This window comes from Oceanobacillus sp. FSL K6-0118, from assembly GCF_038006665.1.
In the GTDB taxonomy this organism is placed as follows: Bacteria; Bacillota; Bacilli; order Bacillales; family Amphibacillaceae; genus Oceanobacillus; species Oceanobacillus caeni.
The window spans coordinates 2,269,487-2,286,333 of the sequence record NZ_JBBOVR010000001.1 but is presented as its reverse complement, the minus strand read 5'-3'; the positions used below and the strand labels follow the sequence as shown (position 1 = coordinate 2,286,333).

The following is a 16,847-nucleotide window of genomic DNA, read 5'->3' as shown; positions in this document are numbered from 1 at the left end:
ATGCGAAATTCGAAGTATCATTTTCACCGGACTTCTTGAACAACCTCTTATAACTTATTTGAAAAGATATCCATTTTTGGAGATATCTTTTCATTTCTTTTTATAATTGTAGTAACCTAATAATTAGGAGGTTATAGGTATGACAATAATGGTAAACGAAAAACGATTAGTTAATGAATTTTTTGAATTAGTACAGGTAGATTCCGAAACGAAAAATGAAGAAAAGATAGCCGAAGTACTTAAGAAAAAGCTAACTGAATTAGGTGTAGATGTATATGAGGATAATAGTAAAGAAATTACCGGGCATGGAGCTGGTAATTTAATTTGTACGTTAGAAGGAAATAAGCAAGGAGTAGATCCAATTTATTTCACTTCTCATATGGATACGGTTGTACCAGGTGCGAACATAAAGCCATCCATTAAAGATGGATATATTGTTTCAGATGGCACCACCATACTAGGTGCAGATGATAAAGCCGGATTAGCTGCAATCATAGAATCCATTAAGCTCCTAAAGGAAAATAATGTTTCACATGGGGATATCCAGTTTATTATTACAGTCGGCGAGGAATCAGGATTAGTAGGAGCGAAGGCTATCGACAAAAACTTAATTAAAGCTAAATTCGGTTATGCTTTAGATAGTAATGGAGATATTGGTGACATTATAGTAGCTGCTCCCACACAAGCAAAAATTTATACGATAATTAAAGGGAAAACCGCTCATGCAGGAGTAGAACCAGAAAAAGGCATTTCCGCTATAACTCTCGCTGCAAAAGCGATTTCCAAAATGCCACTAGGACGTATTGATGAGGAAACTACTGCTAATATTGGAAGATTTGAAGGTGGAAAACAAACGAATATTGTTGTGGATCATGTAGAAATCTTAGCAGAAGCTAGATCGTTAAAACCAGAAAAAATGGAGAAACAAGTTGCTAAGATGAAAGAAGTGTTTGAGAAAACGGCAGAACAATATGGCGGTTCAGCAGATGTAGAAATTCAAGTCATGTATCCTGGATTTAGCCAAGGAGCAGGCGATGAAGTAGTAGAAGTTGCAAGAAATGCTGCTAAAACAATTGGTCGTCATAGTCGATTACTCACAAGTGGTGGAGGTAGTGATGCGAATATCATTTCTGGTTTCGGAATCCCCACAGTAAACCTTGCTGTTGGATATGAAGAAATTCATACAACCAACGAACGTATTGCTGTAGAAAACTTGGTGAAAATCACGGAATTCGTAGTAGCTATTATAAAAGAAGTTTCGAAAGATTAATCTTTCGAAGCTTCTTTTTTAGTAAACATATATTTGGGTTAATCCACCATTGTTAACGAACCATTTAACATTTTGGGTTATGTTATAATAAAGAAGACTTCCATCAGTGGGCAGGATACCTTCATCCCCACTGATGGTTAGTCGCACTTATCGGACCTTTATGGGCAGCCAGACTCCCACCTACCTTCTTTGTTCTCACGAAGCTTTTAGATCTGAGTCGTACTGCCCGTTTAGGTGGATAAAAGGGAACAAGAAGATAAGGATGTTATAACTATGTCAATTCCGAAACAGAGTAAAAGAAGAATAATATTTCATATCGATATGAACTGCTTTTATGCATCTGTGGAAATGGCTTTTAACCCGAAATTAAAAGGGAAGCCACTTGCTATTGCGGGAAACCCAGAGGAAAGAAAAGGGATTATCGTAACGAGTAGCTATGAAGCAAGGGCAAAAGGAGTAAAAACGACGATGAATGTATGGCAGGCGAAAAAACTTTGTCCTGAACTAATTGTCATGAAACCAAATTTTGATAGATATCGAAATGCATCCAAAGAATTATTTAAAATACTTTCTGATATTACTCCATATGTGCAACCTGTTTCCATTGATGAAGGATATATGGATGTTACAAATACGACATGGAAAGGAACGCCATTAGAATTAGCACAAAATTTACAACAAAGAATTTTAAAAGAGCTTGACTTACCATCTAGTATTGGAATTGCACCAAATAAATTTCTTGCAAAAATGGCTTCCGATATGAAAAAACCTTTAGGGATTACAGTATTAAGGAAAAGAGAATTAGATAAAACATTATGGCCTTTACCTGTTCAAGAGATGTATGGTGTTGGTGAAAAAACTGCAGAAAAATTGCAATCGATAGGAATTAAAACGATTGGTGATTTAGCAAAAAAAGACACATATGAGTTAAAACAATTTTTCGGTATAAACGGGGAAAGGTTAAAAAATAGAGCAAATGGTATCGATCCAAGGCCAGTTGACCCGGATGCAATATATGATTTCAAAAGTATAGGTAATTCACAAACATTACCACATGACACTACGGATATAAAAGAAATAAACAAATTGATGAATGATCTGGCAGATAACGTAGAAAAGAGAATGAAGAGAAAGAATGCAGCTGGGAAAACCGTTCAACTCATGATTCGCTACCACGATCGCAAAACGATAACTAGGAGTAAGAAATTACAAAATTATATCGATTCAAAATTTGATATTTTATTCTTAGCTAATGAGTTATTGGAAGAACATTGGAATCAGGAGCCGATACGACTTATTGGAATTACCGTGCAAGATGTAGAAAATAAACGTAATATAGGTAAGCAATTAGACTTATTTACATATGAAAATGAAGCAAATAAAGAAAAGCTCATGTCTACCATTCATCAATTAACAGAAAAATACGGAGAAAATGTTTTTAAAAGTTTAAATGATAACTTCAAGGAGGTTGATCAGCAACAGCCACGAACAAGTTTTCAGAAAGACTTTCTAGACGACTATAAAAAATAATTGAAAAAGTTAACATTAGAGTGGGGTTGGGACAAATATGTTTTATAAAAAGAAAATCCGAAATTCTGTGGGATTGTTCGTCTTTTTGAGTTAAACATTTCGTTATGTCCCAACCTCTAAAATCAAGTGCAATTAAGTATTTGGCATATCCATTGCTATTACCTTAGTTTTTTATGCTTTTAATGTGTTAATTTTTTTACAACAGAATTAGATATCTTTCCTTTTGGATAACGGAATGGTAAATCAAATTTAGTTGTTTGTTTTAGTATACTTTTTTGGTGGGAGAACGTTTCAAAGCTGTATTTACCGTGATAAGTGCCCATTCCACTAGTTCCTACACCGCCAAATGGTAGATGCGGGTTCGCTAGATGATAGAGTGTATCATTAATCGAACCACCGCCAAACGGAACATATTCAATCACCTGTTGTTGTGTTTGATTGTCTTCACCGAAATAATATAATGCCAAAGGACTTTCTTTTGTTTTAATTTGGTATAAAGGATCATCTAAATTTGAAAAAGTTAATACAGGTAAAATAGGACCAAATATTTCCTCTTGCATGACAGGATCGTTCCATGTGATTTTATCTAAAATAGTTGGTTCTATCATGAGTGCATCTCTATCATAATTTCCACCATGAATGATATCTCCATTTGTTAAGAATGAAACTAAGCGATCAAAGTTTTTCTCGTTAATGATTTTAGTGTATTCATTACTTTTACTATAAAAAGCACGGATGTATCTTTTGGCAGCTTTTAAAAATTTAAATTTTACTTTCTCATGTACATAGACATAGTCAGGTGCAACACAAGTTTGACCAGCATTCGTAAATTTCCCCCAAACAATTCTTTTTGCTGCTAAAACTACATTTGCATCTTCATCTACAATTGCAGGACTTTTCCCACCTAATTCAAGTGTAATTGGCGTTAGATGTTCACTTGCTGCTTTCATTATGATTCTTCCAACTTTAGAACTTCCTGTGAAGAAGATATAATCCAATCGATGTTTTAATAATTCTTCAACTTCTTCTTTTCCCCCTTCGATAACAGTGAAAAATGAACTATCAAAGTACTCTTCTACCATAGTCGCAATTAAAGAGGAGGTCTCTGCAGCCAATTCTGAAGGTTTTATAATGACACAGTTTCCAGCTGCAATGGCGCCTATTGCTGGAGCCAAAGCCAATTGCAAAGGATAATTCCAAGGTGAAATAATTAATGCAACTCCATAAGGTTGATTCATGATATAGCTTGAAGAACCTTTATGGGTAATAGGGCTCGATACCTTTTTTGGCTCCATCCAGTTTCTAAGATTTTTTATAGCAAAATCAATTTCGGAATAGAGAAACCCTAACTCAGTAACTAAAGCTTCATGTTTTGATTTATTTAAATCCTTTTTTAATGCCAGAAAGATATTTTCTTCATTATTTTTGAGCATTTGTTTTAAGTTTCCTAATTGTTTTTTTCGAAACTCATATGTTACGGTATTTCCGTTTAGAAAGTAGGTTCTCGCATTGGATATGATTAATTTCTCGGTTGTTTCCATAAAAATACTCCTCTTTTAATAATCGATTGTTATCTTTTTAAAATCGATTGCTATCTTGGTATCTGGAAAAATTTCTTTTGCTTCATTCAAAAGATAGGTATCATCTTCTTTTTGATAGCGTGATGAAATATGGGTGAGAATTAGATTCTTTACTTTACCTTGTTTTGCCAGTGTTGCAGCCTGTTTAGTTGTTGAGTGGTAGTATTCATGGGCAAGGGCAGATTTTTCTTGATCGAAAGTTGCTTCATGGACCATTACGTTGGAATATTTCACAAATTCTATATGTTCTTCTCGATAACGGGTATCGCCTAGAATGCTTACAACTCTACCACTTTTAGCAGGACCAATGAAATCAGAACGATTTATCACTGTTCCATCTTCTAGTTTGACCTGAGGATTATTTTTTATCTGTTTATAAATCGGACCCGGCATTATTCCGATGTCCTTTAACTTATTAACGAGTAATTCCCCGGGTTTATCTTTTTCAACAATTCGATAACCATAACTATCGATTCCATGATCCAGTTTTTTTGCCAAAACTTTAAATTCATTATCTTCCATTACTACACCCTCGTTTACTTCTACAAAAGTAATAGGATAGGTAAGGTGGGATGAACTTACTTTAAGACTGGTTTCTACATATTCTTTAATTCCACTGGGGCCGAATATCGTTAATTCTGTATTACCTCCCTGAAAAGATCGACTACTTAATAGGCCGGGTAATCCAAAGATATGGTCCCCATGTAAATGTGTAATGAAAATTTTATTTATTTTCCTAGGTTTAATAGATGTATGTAAAATCTGATGCTGGGTTGCTTCTCCACAATCAAACAACCACACGCTATTAATCTCTTGTAGTAATGATAATACGATACTAGTTACATTTCGTTCTTTTGAAGGGACACCTGCACCTGTCCCAAGAAAAATTAATTCCATTTTCTAATCTTCCTCCAACTTTATCACGTCTTAACTTACTGGCCGACTAAAAACTCAGGCGTCTTATTACAATGTTGGTACTAGCATATCTTGTGCGTCGTAAGACCCCGCTTCAAGAAGTCGAGTTTAACCAAGGTATCTAAGAGGGGCGAGAAGCCAGTAGCGCCCTATAAGTTCAACTAACATTAAGTGGGGATGAAAGAAATCCCCACTTAATGAGTTTCATTTTATTTCCAACCACGTTCATATGGAACTGGAGCTTCCAAATTTGTTTTTAATTCATCCGCGCAAGCTTTTGCCCAATAAGGATTACGCAAGAGTGCTCGTCCAATAAAAATTAAATCAGATCTATTATTTTGCAGTATTTCCTCTGCTTGTAAACCCGATGTAATTAGACCGACAGCCCCGGTTGCAATGTCTATCTCATGTTTAATTATTTCTGCTCGTCTTACTTGATATCCTGGGAAAGTTGGTACACGATTAGGAACAACCCCGCCTGAACTACAATCGATTAGGTCTACACCTAATTCTTTTAACCTGCTTGTAAAATAAAGAATATCTTCCAAAGAATTTCCTTGATCGTCATATTCATCAGTGGAAACCCGGACGAATAACGGCCCATCCCATTCTGACTTTACAGCTTGAATGATTTCTTGTAAAAATAAAAATCGTCCTTCTTTATTTACACCATACTCATCTGTTCGTTTGTTTGTTAACGGAGATAAAAACTCATTAACTAAGTAACCATGAGCTCCATGTATTTCGATAATATCAAAATTTGCCTCTTTCGCGCGCTTAGCTGCTTGCTGGAAAGCCTGGATAGTATGCTTAATATCTTCTTTCGTCATTTCTAGAGGTTCTTTATAATTCTCACTAAACGAAATTGGCGAAGGAGCATAAATAGGTAAAGAATTCACCTCTGATTTTCTCCCTGCATGTGCTAATTGAATTCCAGCTTTTGCCCCATAGCTATGGATTTGTTCATTTAATTGTTTAAATCCTTCGATATGTTCATCAGACCATATCCCTAAATCCCGTTCGCTGATACGGCCCTCCGGAAGAACACCAGTAGCTTCAATCATAATTAATCCGACTTGCCCAACAGCTCTAGAAACATAGTGGGTATAGTGGAACGGGGTGAGCATTCCGTCTTTATTAACGGAAGAGTACATACACATTGGTGACATAACGATTCTGTTTTTTAGTGTTACATTCTTTATTTGAATTGGGGAAAATAATTTAGGCATTTTTCATCCTCCTAAAGTTTTTATTCGATAAGACAATGCTTTATCGGGTACATCTGTAAAGATACCGTTGCAACCTAAATGAAAACATTGTTTCATGGAAGGATACCTATTAATCGTGTATACACGAATCTTCATATCATTTCTTAAACATTCATTCATAAGTCTGTCATTTAACAATCTGTAGTTAACATGTATTGCATTCGCACCTAAATCTTTAGCATAAGTTACGAGTTTATTGTTTTGCTTAGAGGTCAAGTAGGCAACTTCTACCATTTGATTGATTTCTCTCATTCGCTTTATACTTTCTGAGTTGAAAGTGGAAATAGTAGTACGGTCTAGCAACTGATGTTCTTGAACCATTTCAAAAACGATGGATTCTATATACTCATAATCTATTTTATTATTTTTCAACTCGATATTTAAGTATAACGGCTTAAATTTTATCCAATTTAAAAATTCCTCTAAGGACATGATTGGCGTACCAGTATATTTTTTTGAAAACCATGAACCTGCATCAAGTTCTTGGATTTCTGCAAATGTAAAATCTTTCACAAAACCTATTCCATTTGTAGTTCTTTTTACGTTCTCATCATGAATTAGAATCGGAATTTCATCTTTTGTAAGTTGAACATCTGTTTCTATTCCATCCGCTTTCATTTCATATGCTAATTCAAAGGCTGGTAGTGTATTTTCTGGAGCATATTTGCTTGCCCCTCTATGTGCGTAGATATTTGTCATTATTTTCGAACCCCTCTTAATTCGTTTATTTATTCTACATTTTATGAAGCATGCATGAAAAGCGGACCAAATAATTACTTTAATTATAAAGAAGACTTCCATTTGTGGGGGGTTCCATCATCTCCCACTGATGGTTAGTCAAACCTTTACGGGCAGTTGATCTTCCATTTACCTTCTTTGTTCCCTAGAAGCTTAAGGCAGAAGTCTTACTGCATTGTTTAGGTAAGACAAAAAGTGATATAGTAATTAGGAAGGTGGGATAAATAATGAAACTAGAAATTACAAAACAATCGTTAAGCAAGTTACATGAATTAAATATCGATAACCGGAAATATTTACTACTTTTGTATGATCGTGATGATTGTGGATGTGGTGTAAATGGTGTTCCAACCATTCGCTTAACGAACGAAAAAAAAGATTATTACGATATAGTTACAAATGATGATATGTCGACATTTGTCCCAAAGCAACAAGCTGTGTTCTTTAATAAAAAGTTAAAATTGGATTATCGTAATGGATTTTTCCAATTACTTAGCCAAGGAGAGACATTAAATGCTTTTATTTCACCTCAAACTGTTTGTTTAGATGGGATAAATAAATAGGTTGGCTACGAATAAGTAGCAACCTATTTATCATTTTGAAGGAAAAATAAGTTTTTCTTTCTGCTTAAGTAAGGTATTCGTCCAGTTTAAATAGCGAACAGCAAGTTTTCTAAATTTAACGATGGTCTTTATACTTAATAGGTTTGGTGATAGTTTTCAATTCATTATAGACTTCGTTAGGTAATTCGCTCTCTAAATTAATATTAGTGTTTTCATTTATTTGATTAATGGAACTTGCACCAAATACCGTGGATGTTACTGCAGGGTGTTTTAAAACATATTTTAAAGCTAATTCATGAATACTGTATTGTTTACCAAATAATTTTGTTAGTTTTTCAGATATGTTCAGTAGTTCTTCATAAGAGTAATCCAGATATCCTTTATTTCCTTTTTTATTTATTTGCTCGGTTGATCGATTACTTAACATACCCTTAGCAAGCGGGCCCCTTGCCAGTACACTTATTTGATTTCTTTGTAATAATTCCAAAGTCTCTTCTTCTGGTCTACGATCGAGTAAGTTATATTGCATCATTACTGCATCAATTGAAGAATGTTTAACGAATTCGCGGATAACGTTAGGTCGAATAGAAGAGATACCATATGCTCGAATAATTCCATCTTGTTTTAATTGTTCAAATGCTTCAATCGTCTCGGAAATGGGATCTTCCAAGGTGCCGCCGTGTAACATATAAAAATCGATGTAATCTGTTTTTAATCTTTTTAAGCTTTCTTTTACTTCTCTTAAAATATAGTCTTTGGATGGATCCCAAAACCAATCCTTCGTTTCTTTATTAAAATGATTTCCTACTTTTGTTGTTAGAATAATGTTTTCCCTTTTATCATGAATAATTTCACCAATTATTTCTTCGTTTAATCCGAAGTCGTATAAATCAGCTGTATCGATGTGGTTAATTCCTTTATCAATAGCCAAATCAATGATTTGTTTTGCTTCGTTTATATCTGTTCCAAGTGACATACCACCTAGGGTTAATTCTGAAATAAATAAATCTGATTTACCTAATTGACTCTTCTTCATCTAATCCCTCCAAAGTAACCAACTAATCTTATCTTAATATATTTAGTTAAAGGAAGAAAGGAAATTGAAATTAGGTCAGATAATAAAATTTAGTATAAGGAGTGGGTATGCTAAAATAGAAGAAAAGATGAATTGATAGGAGAAAACGTATGAAAAAGTTTGAAGAGAAAACAATAAGGTCAGAAAAGATTTTTGATGGAAAGATAGTTCAATTACAAGTAGATGAAGTTCAATTACCAAATGGTAAAACATCTCAGCGTGAAATAGTTAAACATCCTGGAGCGGTTGCGGTAATTGCTATCACGAAAGAAAATAAGATAGTGTTTGTGGAACAATATCGCAAACCACTTGAAAGGTCCCTTATAGAAATTCCAGCAGGTAAATTGGAACCTGGTGAGAATCCAATGATTGCGGCAATCAGAGAATTAGAAGAAGAGACTGGTTACTCTACCAATAGTTTATCCTTTGTAACTTCCTTTTACTCCTCACCAGGATTTGCTGATGAATTACTTCACATCTATATTACAAATGATATTGAAAAAATTGAAAACCCAAGAGCAGCTGATGAAGATGAATTCGTAGAGTTAGTGGAATTAACTTTAGACGAAGCGAAACAATATGTGGAAGAAGAGAAAATTCACGATGCCAAAACAGCATATGCAGTTTTATATTTACATGCATTAGAAAGAAGGTAACATGTTGAATTCCTATTTTGCAGATTTGCATATTCATATTGGAAGGGATATGTACAATAAACCGGTAAAAATTACAGGGGCAAAAAGCTTAACCTTGAGTAATATTTTGGAAGAATCTAGTAGAAATAAAGGGATAGATCTTGTTGGGGTAATTGATTGTCATGCCCCTAATGTACAGCAGGAAATTAAAGGATTGATTAATGAAGGAAAAGCAAGAGAACTTGAAGACGGTGGAATCCGTTTTGAAGAAGTAACCTTATTAATGGGATCTGAGATTGAAATTTATGATGAAAACTGTAAGGGACCCATTCATGTATTATGTTTTTTCCCGAATTTAGAAAATATCTCTATTTTCTCTGAGTGGCTAACAACTAAGATGAAAAACATCACGTTAAGTTCTCAAAGATATTATGGAACGGCTAAAGAACTTCAATATAAAGTAAAAGAACTAGAAGGGATATTTATTCCAGCACATGTCTTTACCCCTTTTAAGAGTCTTTATGGGAAAGGGGTAAATCAATCTTTAACAGAGGTATTCGATCCGGATTTAATTGATGGAATTGAGTTAGGATTAAGTTCGGATACTTATATGGCGGATCATATAGAAGAGCTTCATTCCTATACGTTTGTAACAAACTCAGATGCTCATTCTCTTCCGAAAATAGCTAGAGAATACCAAGAAATCGTAATGGAAAATGCTACTTTTAAAGAGTTTTATTGGGCGTTGCATGAAGTGAATGGTCGGAAAATCCAACGAAATTTCGGGATGAATCCAAGACTTGGTAAATACCATATGACAGTTTGTAATAATTGTTTTACAGAGCTAACACCCAATAGTACCATATGCCCGAATTGTCAGTCAAAGAAAATTATTAAAGGGGTTTCTGACAGAATTCAAGAATTAACAAATGTTGAAAAATCTAATAGAGAACGACCACCATATTTATATCAAGTGCCTCTTGAATATCTTCCAAAGTTAGGTCCAAAAACGTTTAAAAAATTATTAGACCGGTTTGGCACAGAAATGAATGTTATTCATTACGCAAGCTTGGAAGACTTACTAGAGGTAGTGCCCAATCCTATAGCACAATCTATCATTTCCATGAGAGAAGGTAAACTTCATGTTAAAGCTGGTGGTGGCGGGAAATATGGAACTGTCTCGAATAATTAAAATATAGAATTTATGAATAAAAAAGAGATTTTGGTATTTTTAATCGGAATTCTTCATAGTTTTTAATATAAGAACCATCTTTGAAATGGAGGATTCCGATGAATAATAATAGAGCTGTTTTTATTCAACACATGAGAGAGTATGCGACAATATATTTGTTTATGGTGATTTTATTTTTAACTGGTATTATTTTTGGTGCTATTATAGTAAACAGCATGAACTTTGTTCAAAAGCAAGATTTGTTTTTTTACTTAGAACGATTTTTCCTTCAAATAGTAGAGGGTCAATCAATAGAAAAGACACTTATATTAAAAGAAAGCTTTTTTTATCATATTAAATATTTAGTTATTTTATTTTTACTAGGTTTATCTGTAATTGGACTTCCTATCGTGTGGGTTCTATTGTATGTTAAAGGTCTTGTTGTTGGTTTTTCTGTTGGTTTTTTAGTGAATCAAATTGGCGTTAAGGGATTAATCTTGGCTTCATTGTCCATTGCTCCACAAAATTTAATTGTCATTCCTGTATATATTATTGCTGGTACACTGTCGATGATCTTTTCGTTAAAATTATTAAATAAACTATTTTCAAAAAGGTCGACTGGACCAGTATTTCAGCCGTTTGGCAAGTATTTATTATCGTTTGGATTTTTATTGGTAGCCGCTATAATTGCTTCAGGAGTAGAGGCCTATGTGGCGAATGGATCTATGGAAGCATTTATTAAATCTTTTTATGAATAATAATTATTACATTATAATTATTTTAAATATAATGTAATAATATTTTTGACACGCCTTTTCAGAGTGCATATAATAAAATAGATGGTAAGAGGGGAGCGACGAGTTATGGAACATCGGATTGAACGAATAAAAAAACAGCTGCATTCTCAAAGTTATAAATTAACTCCACAAAGAGAAGCAACTGTCCGAGTTTTACTTGAGCGTGAAGAAGACCATCTAAGTGCAGAAGATGTTTATTTATTAGTTAAAGAAAAAGCACCTGAAATTGGCTTAGCAACTGTTTATCGTACGTTAGAGCTACTATCTGAATTGAAGATTGTTGATAAGATTAATTTTGGTGATGGGGTCTCCCGATACGATTTAAGAAAAGAAGGAGCTAAACATTTTCATCATCATCTCGTTTGCGTCGAATGTGGGTCAGTAGAAGAAATTGAAAATGACTTATTAGAAGACGTAGAGAAAATTGTACAAAGAGATTGGGGATTTCAAGTTCAAGACCATCGTTTAACATTTCATGGTATATGTAAACAATGTCAAAAATCAGCAGTTAAAGCAACACAATAAGAAGAATTAAGCCTTTTTTTCTATGGGAAAGAAGGCTTTTATTATGGATAAGAATGATAAAGGTTTGTGCTTTCTTTTTTTACATACGTAAAAAAAGAGAGTACATTAAAATTAAGTACTATTTAAAAATTTAACTATCTATATGTATATTATGATTTGAAATTGGCATATCTTTTAAGAAGGAAGTAACTTTAAAAAGGAGATATGCCATATGAAACAATTGATATGGGATACATTGAAAGTTTTCGTAATCTTTACTATATGTACTTGTCTATTCTATTTTGGATTAAAGATGATGCATGCTGAATATGAAAATTATCATAAATATGATCAACCTGAAGGACCTTCTGTAAAGGTTTTTAATTCAAATGAAGAGATTATGGATAGAATGAATCTATTTTTTAGATTAGGGGAATAAAAATATGCTAAATGATGCACTAGAGGATTATTTTCATTTTTTACAGATTGAAAGAGGGCTTTCTGAGAATACACTAAAGTCTTACAGACGTGATTTAAAAGATTATACTAATTTTTTAGTGAAGAAGTTAGAGGTGAAATCCTGGAATTCCGTTACTAGAATTGAAATTATTCATTTTCTATATGCTTTAAAAGATGGGGGTAAGTCGACTTCTACCATTTCCAGACATATATCATCGATTCGTTCTTTTCATCAATTTTTAGTAAGAGAAAAGGTAGTTAACCAGGATGTGAGCTTACATATTGAAACACCGAAAAAAGAAAGAAAACTTCCAGACGTTCTATCCCAAACAGAGGTAGAACAACTTCTTTCCATTGAAACGAAATCTCCTTTGGCATATCGTAATAAAGCAATGTTGGAACTAATGTATGCAACCGGACTTAGGGTAACTGAATTGGTTACTTTAAAAGTAAGTGATTTACACTTAACAATGGGTTTTGTTCAATGCTTTGGAAAAGGCTCAAAAGAAAGAATTGTACCTATCGGAGAGGTTGCCATACATGCAATAGAGCAATATTTACAACATGGAAGAGGGAAATTGCTAAAACATAATACTAATCCAACACTGTTTTTAAACCAGCATGGGAGGCCGTTAACGAGACAGGGATTCTGGAAAATTTTAAAAAAGATTGCTTTAGAAGTTGGTATAAATAAAGAAATAACTCCACATACATTAAGACATTCCTTTGCTACTCATTTATTAGAAAATGGGGCGGACTTACGTATCGTTCAAGAGATGTTGGGGCATGAAGATATTTCAACAACACAAATCTATACACATGTATCAAAAACTAGATTAAAAGATATGTATAAAACCTACCATCCAAGAGCGTAATTAACATGTAACGGAAGTATAAGGTAAAGAAAATTTACGCATGCATTTACATATATATGTTAGAAATCGGGAATATAGTATTGGGAGGTTTTTTAATGACTAATTTCAAACGAATTTTTCTTATTGTTTTGGATTCAGTAGGTATTGGTGAAGCCCCTGATGCGGAAAAATATAATGACAAAGGTGCGGATACTTTAGGTCATATTGCAGATGAAATGAATGGACTTCATATGCCGAACATGGGTGAATTGGGATTAAGTAATATTTGTGAGATAAAAGGAATAGAAAAAGCAGTAAAACCTAAAGCTCACTATACAAAAATGCAAGAAGCTTCAAATGGTAAAGATACAATGACAGGCCATTGGGAAATTATGGGATTAAATATTAAACAACCTTTTAAAACATTTCCTGAAGGATTTCCAACCGAACTTGTTCAATTATTAGAAGGTAAAACAGGAAGAAAAGTTATTGGAAATAAGCCGGCTTCTGGTACAAAAATTATAGAAGAACTTGGCGAGGAGCATATGAAAACGGGTTCCTTAATTGTTTATACTTCTGCAGATTCTGTATTGCAAATTGCTGCACATGAGGAAATTATTCCAGTTGATGAATTGTACCGAATTTGTGAAATTGCACGAGAACTGACTCTAGATGAAAAATATATGGTTGGACGAGTTATTGCCCGTCCTTTTATTGGGAAACCTGGAGCATTTGAACGTACGGCCAACCGTCATGATTATGCTCTTAAACCGTTTGGTAGAACTGTAATGAATGAATTACAAGATAATGGCCTTGATGTTATTGCTCTTGGGAAAATTTCTGATATTTACGATGGAGAAGGAGTTACAGAGGCTATTCGAACTACAGATAATGACGATGGAATGACAAAACTCATAGATTCCATGAAAAAGGATTTCAATGGACTAAGTTTTCTTAATTTAGTTGATTTCGATGCTAAATATGGCCATAGGCGTGACCCAATAGGGTATGGCAAGGCTTTAGAGGAGTATGATAAACGCTTACCCGAAGTCTTAGCTTTATTGAATGAAGATGATTTACTTATTATTACAGCTGACCATGGGAATGATCCTGTTCATCATGGCACAGACCATACGAGAGAATTTGTTCCATTACTTATTCACCATAAAAATATGAAGCAAGGTAAAGCGTTGCCTATTCGGAAAACATTTGCAGATGTAGGCGCAACGGTGGCAGATAACTTTCAAGTGAAATTGCCAGAACACGGAAATAGTTTTTTGCATGAGATTATCGAATAAGAAACGGAAAGAGCACTAGAGGTAGTGCTCTTTTTTATTTGTATATTTCGATATAAAGATGGAAAAAATAAAGTTATATTGAGTTTGGAGGTAAAACTATGAAAAAGTGTATTCTCATTATCAGCATGATTTTTTCATTATTTGTATTAGGATTGCCAGTCTTTGCGGAAGAAAAGCCGGAAGATGAAAAAAGCGAATCCTTAAATCTAGCTCCTGATGCAAAATCGGCTATCTTGATAGAAAGAGATACCGGAACTATTTTATTCGACAAAAATGCCCATGAAGTACTTCCGCCAGCTAGTATGACAAAATTAATGACACTACTACTTATTATGGAGGCAATAGATCACGGGGACTTAAAGAAAAATGAAATGATTCGAGTAAGTGAGCGGGCCGCATCAATGGGAGGTTCCCAAATATTCCTTGAAGCGGGGGAAGAAATGTCCGTAGATGATTTATTAAAAGGAATAGCTGTTGCTTCTGGAAATGATGCTAGCGTTGCAATAGCTGAACGACTTGCAGGAAGTGAAGAAGCCTTTGTGAAAAGAATGAATGAAAAAGTGAAAGAACTTGGTTTGAAAAATACGAAGTTCCAAAATACGACTGGTTTACCAAGTGATGATCATTACAGCACTTCATATGATATGGCAATGATTGCAAAAGAATTATTAAAATATGAGGATATTACAAATTATACATCGATTTATGAGGATTATTTAAGAAAAGGAAAAGAAAATGAATTTTGGCTCGTGAATACGAATAAATTAGTGAAATTCTATCCAGGAGTAGACGGATTAAAAACAGGTTACACAAATGAAGCAAAATATTGCTTAACTGCTACGGCAGAAAAGAATGATATGCGTGTCATCGCCGTTGTAATGGGTGCAAATACTACAAAGGAAAGAAATGCAACCATTTCTAGTATGCTTGACTTTGCGTTTAATCAATTTGAAACACAACAATTATTTGAAAAGGATCAGGTTGTTTCAAACTTAAAATTAATTAAAGCGGAAGAAGACAATATTGAAATAATTGTTCCTGAATCTGTTAGTACATTACATAAAAAAGGAGAGTCTACTGAAGAGGTAACAACAGAAATGAAATTGAAAGAAAAGTTTACTTTACCTATAAATAGAGGAGATGAAGTAGGTACATTAACCGTTAAAAATGGAAATGAAATTATTTCGGAAATTCCACTAACGGTAAATAATGATGTCACCCAAGCATCCTATTTCACTTTGTTAAAACGAACACTGCAAGAAATGGCGAAAAATTAATAATATCTTCTAATTTAGACGAATAAGGACTTCTTTTGTCATAAAGCAGGAATTAGCCCTTGTCATCAAGAAGAAGAAATACAGAAGAATGTAAGGAGGAGATTTTTTAGGATGGGGCTGCATTCAGTTTTTGATGTAAAAGAAGATGTATTAATCGTTAGACTGTCAGGTGAATTAGACCACCATGAAGCAGAAAGCTTACGGGATAAGTGGAAGGACATGATGTATAAAAATCCAATTAAGCATGTCATTTTAAATTTAGAAAATGTTTCTTTTATGGATAGTTCGGGTCTAGGAGTTATTCTTGGCCGATATAAAGAGGTTTTACAATTAGGTGGAGAGATGGTCGTATGTTCCATTTCTCCAACGGTCAAACGTTTGTTTGAAATGTCTGGATTATTTAAGATTATTCGCTTAGAAGAAAATGAAGCATTTGCGTTAGAAACTTTGGGGGTGGCTTCATGAGAAATGAAATGGTTGTAGAATTTTCTAGTAAAAGTGAAAATGAGGCATTTGCAAGGGTTACGGTTGGCGCGTTTATTTCCCAGTTAGATCCTACGATGGACGAGTTAACAGAAATTAAAACAGTGGTCTCAGAAGCGGTAACGAATGCCATCATACACGGATATAACAACGAACCTGATCATAAAGTGATGATTAAGTGTGTCATTGAAAATGATGAAATTGAAATAACGGTGAAAGATTTTGGAATCGGAATTGGTGATATTGATCAAGCGAGACAACCTTTATATACTTCAAAACCTGAACTAGAAAGGTCTGGAATGGGCTTTACTATTATCGAGAACTTTATGGACTCTGTTAAGGTCACTTCTTCAAAATCCGATGGAACTACGCTCTACATGAGAAAGCAACTAGTAAAATCAAAGACGGTTTATAATTAGGATATGTGCCT

The 16,847-nt window shown here is 34.0% G+C and carries 18 protein-coding genes; 13 read left to right on the top strand and 5 right to left on the bottom strand.

The window, feature by feature from the left end:
* The first annotated feature begins 148 nt into the window (after positions 1-148).
* Both MHI02_RS11750 and MHI02_RS11745 read left to right on the top strand, forming a co-directional pair.
* Positions 149-1,270 carry a M20/M25/M40 family metallo-hydrolase gene (locus MHI02_RS11750; protein WP_047183916.1) on the top strand — a complete coding sequence of 374 codons (1,122 nt, stop codon included), beginning with the start codon at positions 149-151 and terminating at the stop codon, positions 1,268-1,270.
* A gap of 273 nt (positions 1,271-1,543) precedes the next feature.
* Complete coding sequence (locus MHI02_RS11745; RefSeq protein WP_047183881.1) at positions 1,544-2,800, top strand: DNA polymerase IV; 1,257 nt, start codon at positions 1,544-1,546, stop codon at positions 2,798-2,800.
* Between the two features lie 179 nt (positions 2,801-2,979).
* Here the strand turns inward: MHI02_RS11745 and MHI02_RS11740 are convergent, their stop codons facing one another.
* From MHI02_RS11740 to MHI02_RS11725, 4 genes are all read right to left on the bottom strand, one after another.
* Complete coding sequence (locus MHI02_RS11740; RefSeq protein WP_204798093.1) at positions 2,980-4,341, bottom strand: aldehyde dehydrogenase; 1,362 nt, start codon at positions 4,339-4,341, stop codon at positions 2,980-2,982.
* Between the two features lie 15 nt (positions 4,342-4,356).
* Positions 4,357-5,277: a ribonuclease Z gene (gene rnz / locus MHI02_RS11735; RefSeq protein WP_047183883.1), complete on the bottom strand. Its 921-nt coding sequence runs from the start codon at positions 5,275-5,277 to the stop codon at positions 4,357-4,359.
* Between the two features lie 227 nt (positions 5,278-5,504).
* Positions 5,505-6,524: an NADPH dehydrogenase NamA gene (gene namA / locus MHI02_RS11730; protein WP_047183884.1), complete on the bottom strand. Its 1,020-nt coding sequence runs from the start codon at positions 6,522-6,524 to the stop codon at positions 5,505-5,507.
* 3 nt (positions 6,525-6,527) lie between these two features.
* A complete protein-coding gene (locus MHI02_RS11725; protein WP_047183885.1) occupies positions 6,528-7,262 on the bottom strand; it encodes a glycerophosphodiester phosphodiesterase in 735 nt (244 codons plus the stop codon).
* Between the two features lie 266 nt (positions 7,263-7,528).
* Here MHI02_RS11725 and MHI02_RS11720 point away from each other — a divergent pair, with 266 nt between their 5' ends.
* Positions 7,529-7,864, top strand: a complete 336-nt coding sequence (locus tag MHI02_RS11720; protein WP_047183886.1) for an iron-sulfur cluster biosynthesis family protein — start codon at positions 7,529-7,531, stop codon at positions 7,862-7,864.
* A 115-nt stretch (positions 7,865-7,979) separates the two neighbouring features.
* On the opposite strand, the gene MHI02_RS11715 is transcribed toward MHI02_RS11720, so the two are convergent.
* Positions 7,980-8,900: an aldo/keto reductase gene (locus MHI02_RS11715; protein WP_047183887.1), complete on the bottom strand. Its 921-nt coding sequence runs from the start codon at positions 8,898-8,900 to the stop codon at positions 7,980-7,982.
* A 149-nt stretch (positions 8,901-9,049) separates the two neighbouring features.
* Between MHI02_RS11715 and MHI02_RS11710 the strand changes: the two genes are divergently transcribed.
* From MHI02_RS11710 to spoIIAB, 10 genes are all read left to right on the top strand, one after another.
* Positions 9,050-9,595 (top strand): NUDIX hydrolase, encoded by a 546-nt coding sequence (locus MHI02_RS11710; RefSeq protein WP_047183888.1) that lies wholly within the window; start codon positions 9,050-9,052, stop codon positions 9,593-9,595.
* Position 9,596: 1 nt separating this feature from the next.
* Positions 9,597-10,766: an endonuclease Q family protein gene (locus tag MHI02_RS11705; RefSeq protein ID WP_047183889.1), complete on the top strand. Its 1,170-nt coding sequence runs from the start codon at positions 9,597-9,599 to the stop codon at positions 10,764-10,766.
* A 98-nt stretch (positions 10,767-10,864) separates the two neighbouring features.
* A complete protein-coding gene (gene spoIIM / locus MHI02_RS11700) occupies positions 10,865-11,503 on the top strand; it encodes a stage II sporulation protein M (RefSeq protein WP_047183890.1) in 639 nt (212 codons plus the stop codon).
* 105 nt (positions 11,504-11,608) lie between these two features.
* The gene (fur, locus tag MHI02_RS11695) at positions 11,609-12,067 is read left to right on the top strand and encodes a ferric iron uptake transcriptional regulator (protein WP_047183891.1); all 459 of its coding nucleotides are present in this window, start codon (positions 11,609-11,611) and stop codon (positions 12,065-12,067) included.
* Between the two features lie 211 nt (positions 12,068-12,278).
* Positions 12,279-12,485 (top strand): YqzK family protein, encoded by a 207-nt coding sequence (locus MHI02_RS11690; RefSeq protein ID WP_047183892.1) that lies wholly within the window; start codon positions 12,279-12,281, stop codon positions 12,483-12,485.
* Between the two features lie 4 nt (positions 12,486-12,489).
* Complete coding sequence (xerD, locus tag MHI02_RS11685) at positions 12,490-13,380, top strand: site-specific tyrosine recombinase XerD (RefSeq protein ID WP_047183893.1); 891 nt, start codon at positions 12,490-12,492, stop codon at positions 13,378-13,380.
* A gap of 95 nt (positions 13,381-13,475) precedes the next feature.
* Entirely contained in the window at positions 13,476-14,657 is a 1,182-nt protein-coding gene (gene deoB / locus MHI02_RS11680) for a phosphopentomutase (RefSeq protein WP_216883507.1), read from the top strand.
* 98 nt (positions 14,658-14,755) lie between these two features.
* Positions 14,756-15,934 carry a D-alanyl-D-alanine carboxypeptidase family protein gene (locus MHI02_RS11675; RefSeq protein ID WP_047183895.1) on the top strand — a complete coding sequence of 393 codons (1,179 nt, stop codon included), beginning with the start codon at positions 14,756-14,758 and terminating at the stop codon, positions 15,932-15,934.
* A gap of 111 nt (positions 15,935-16,045) precedes the next feature.
* Positions 16,046-16,399: an anti-sigma F factor antagonist gene (spoIIAA, locus tag MHI02_RS11670; protein WP_047183896.1), complete on the top strand. Its 354-nt coding sequence runs from the start codon at positions 16,046-16,048 to the stop codon at positions 16,397-16,399.
* Entirely contained in the window at positions 16,396-16,836 is a 441-nt protein-coding gene (gene spoIIAB, locus MHI02_RS11665; RefSeq protein ID WP_047183897.1) for an anti-sigma F factor, read from the top strand. Before spoIIAA ends, spoIIAB begins: the two co-directional genes overlap by 4 nt.
* The last annotated feature ends 11 nt before the right edge of the window (positions 16,837-16,847 follow it).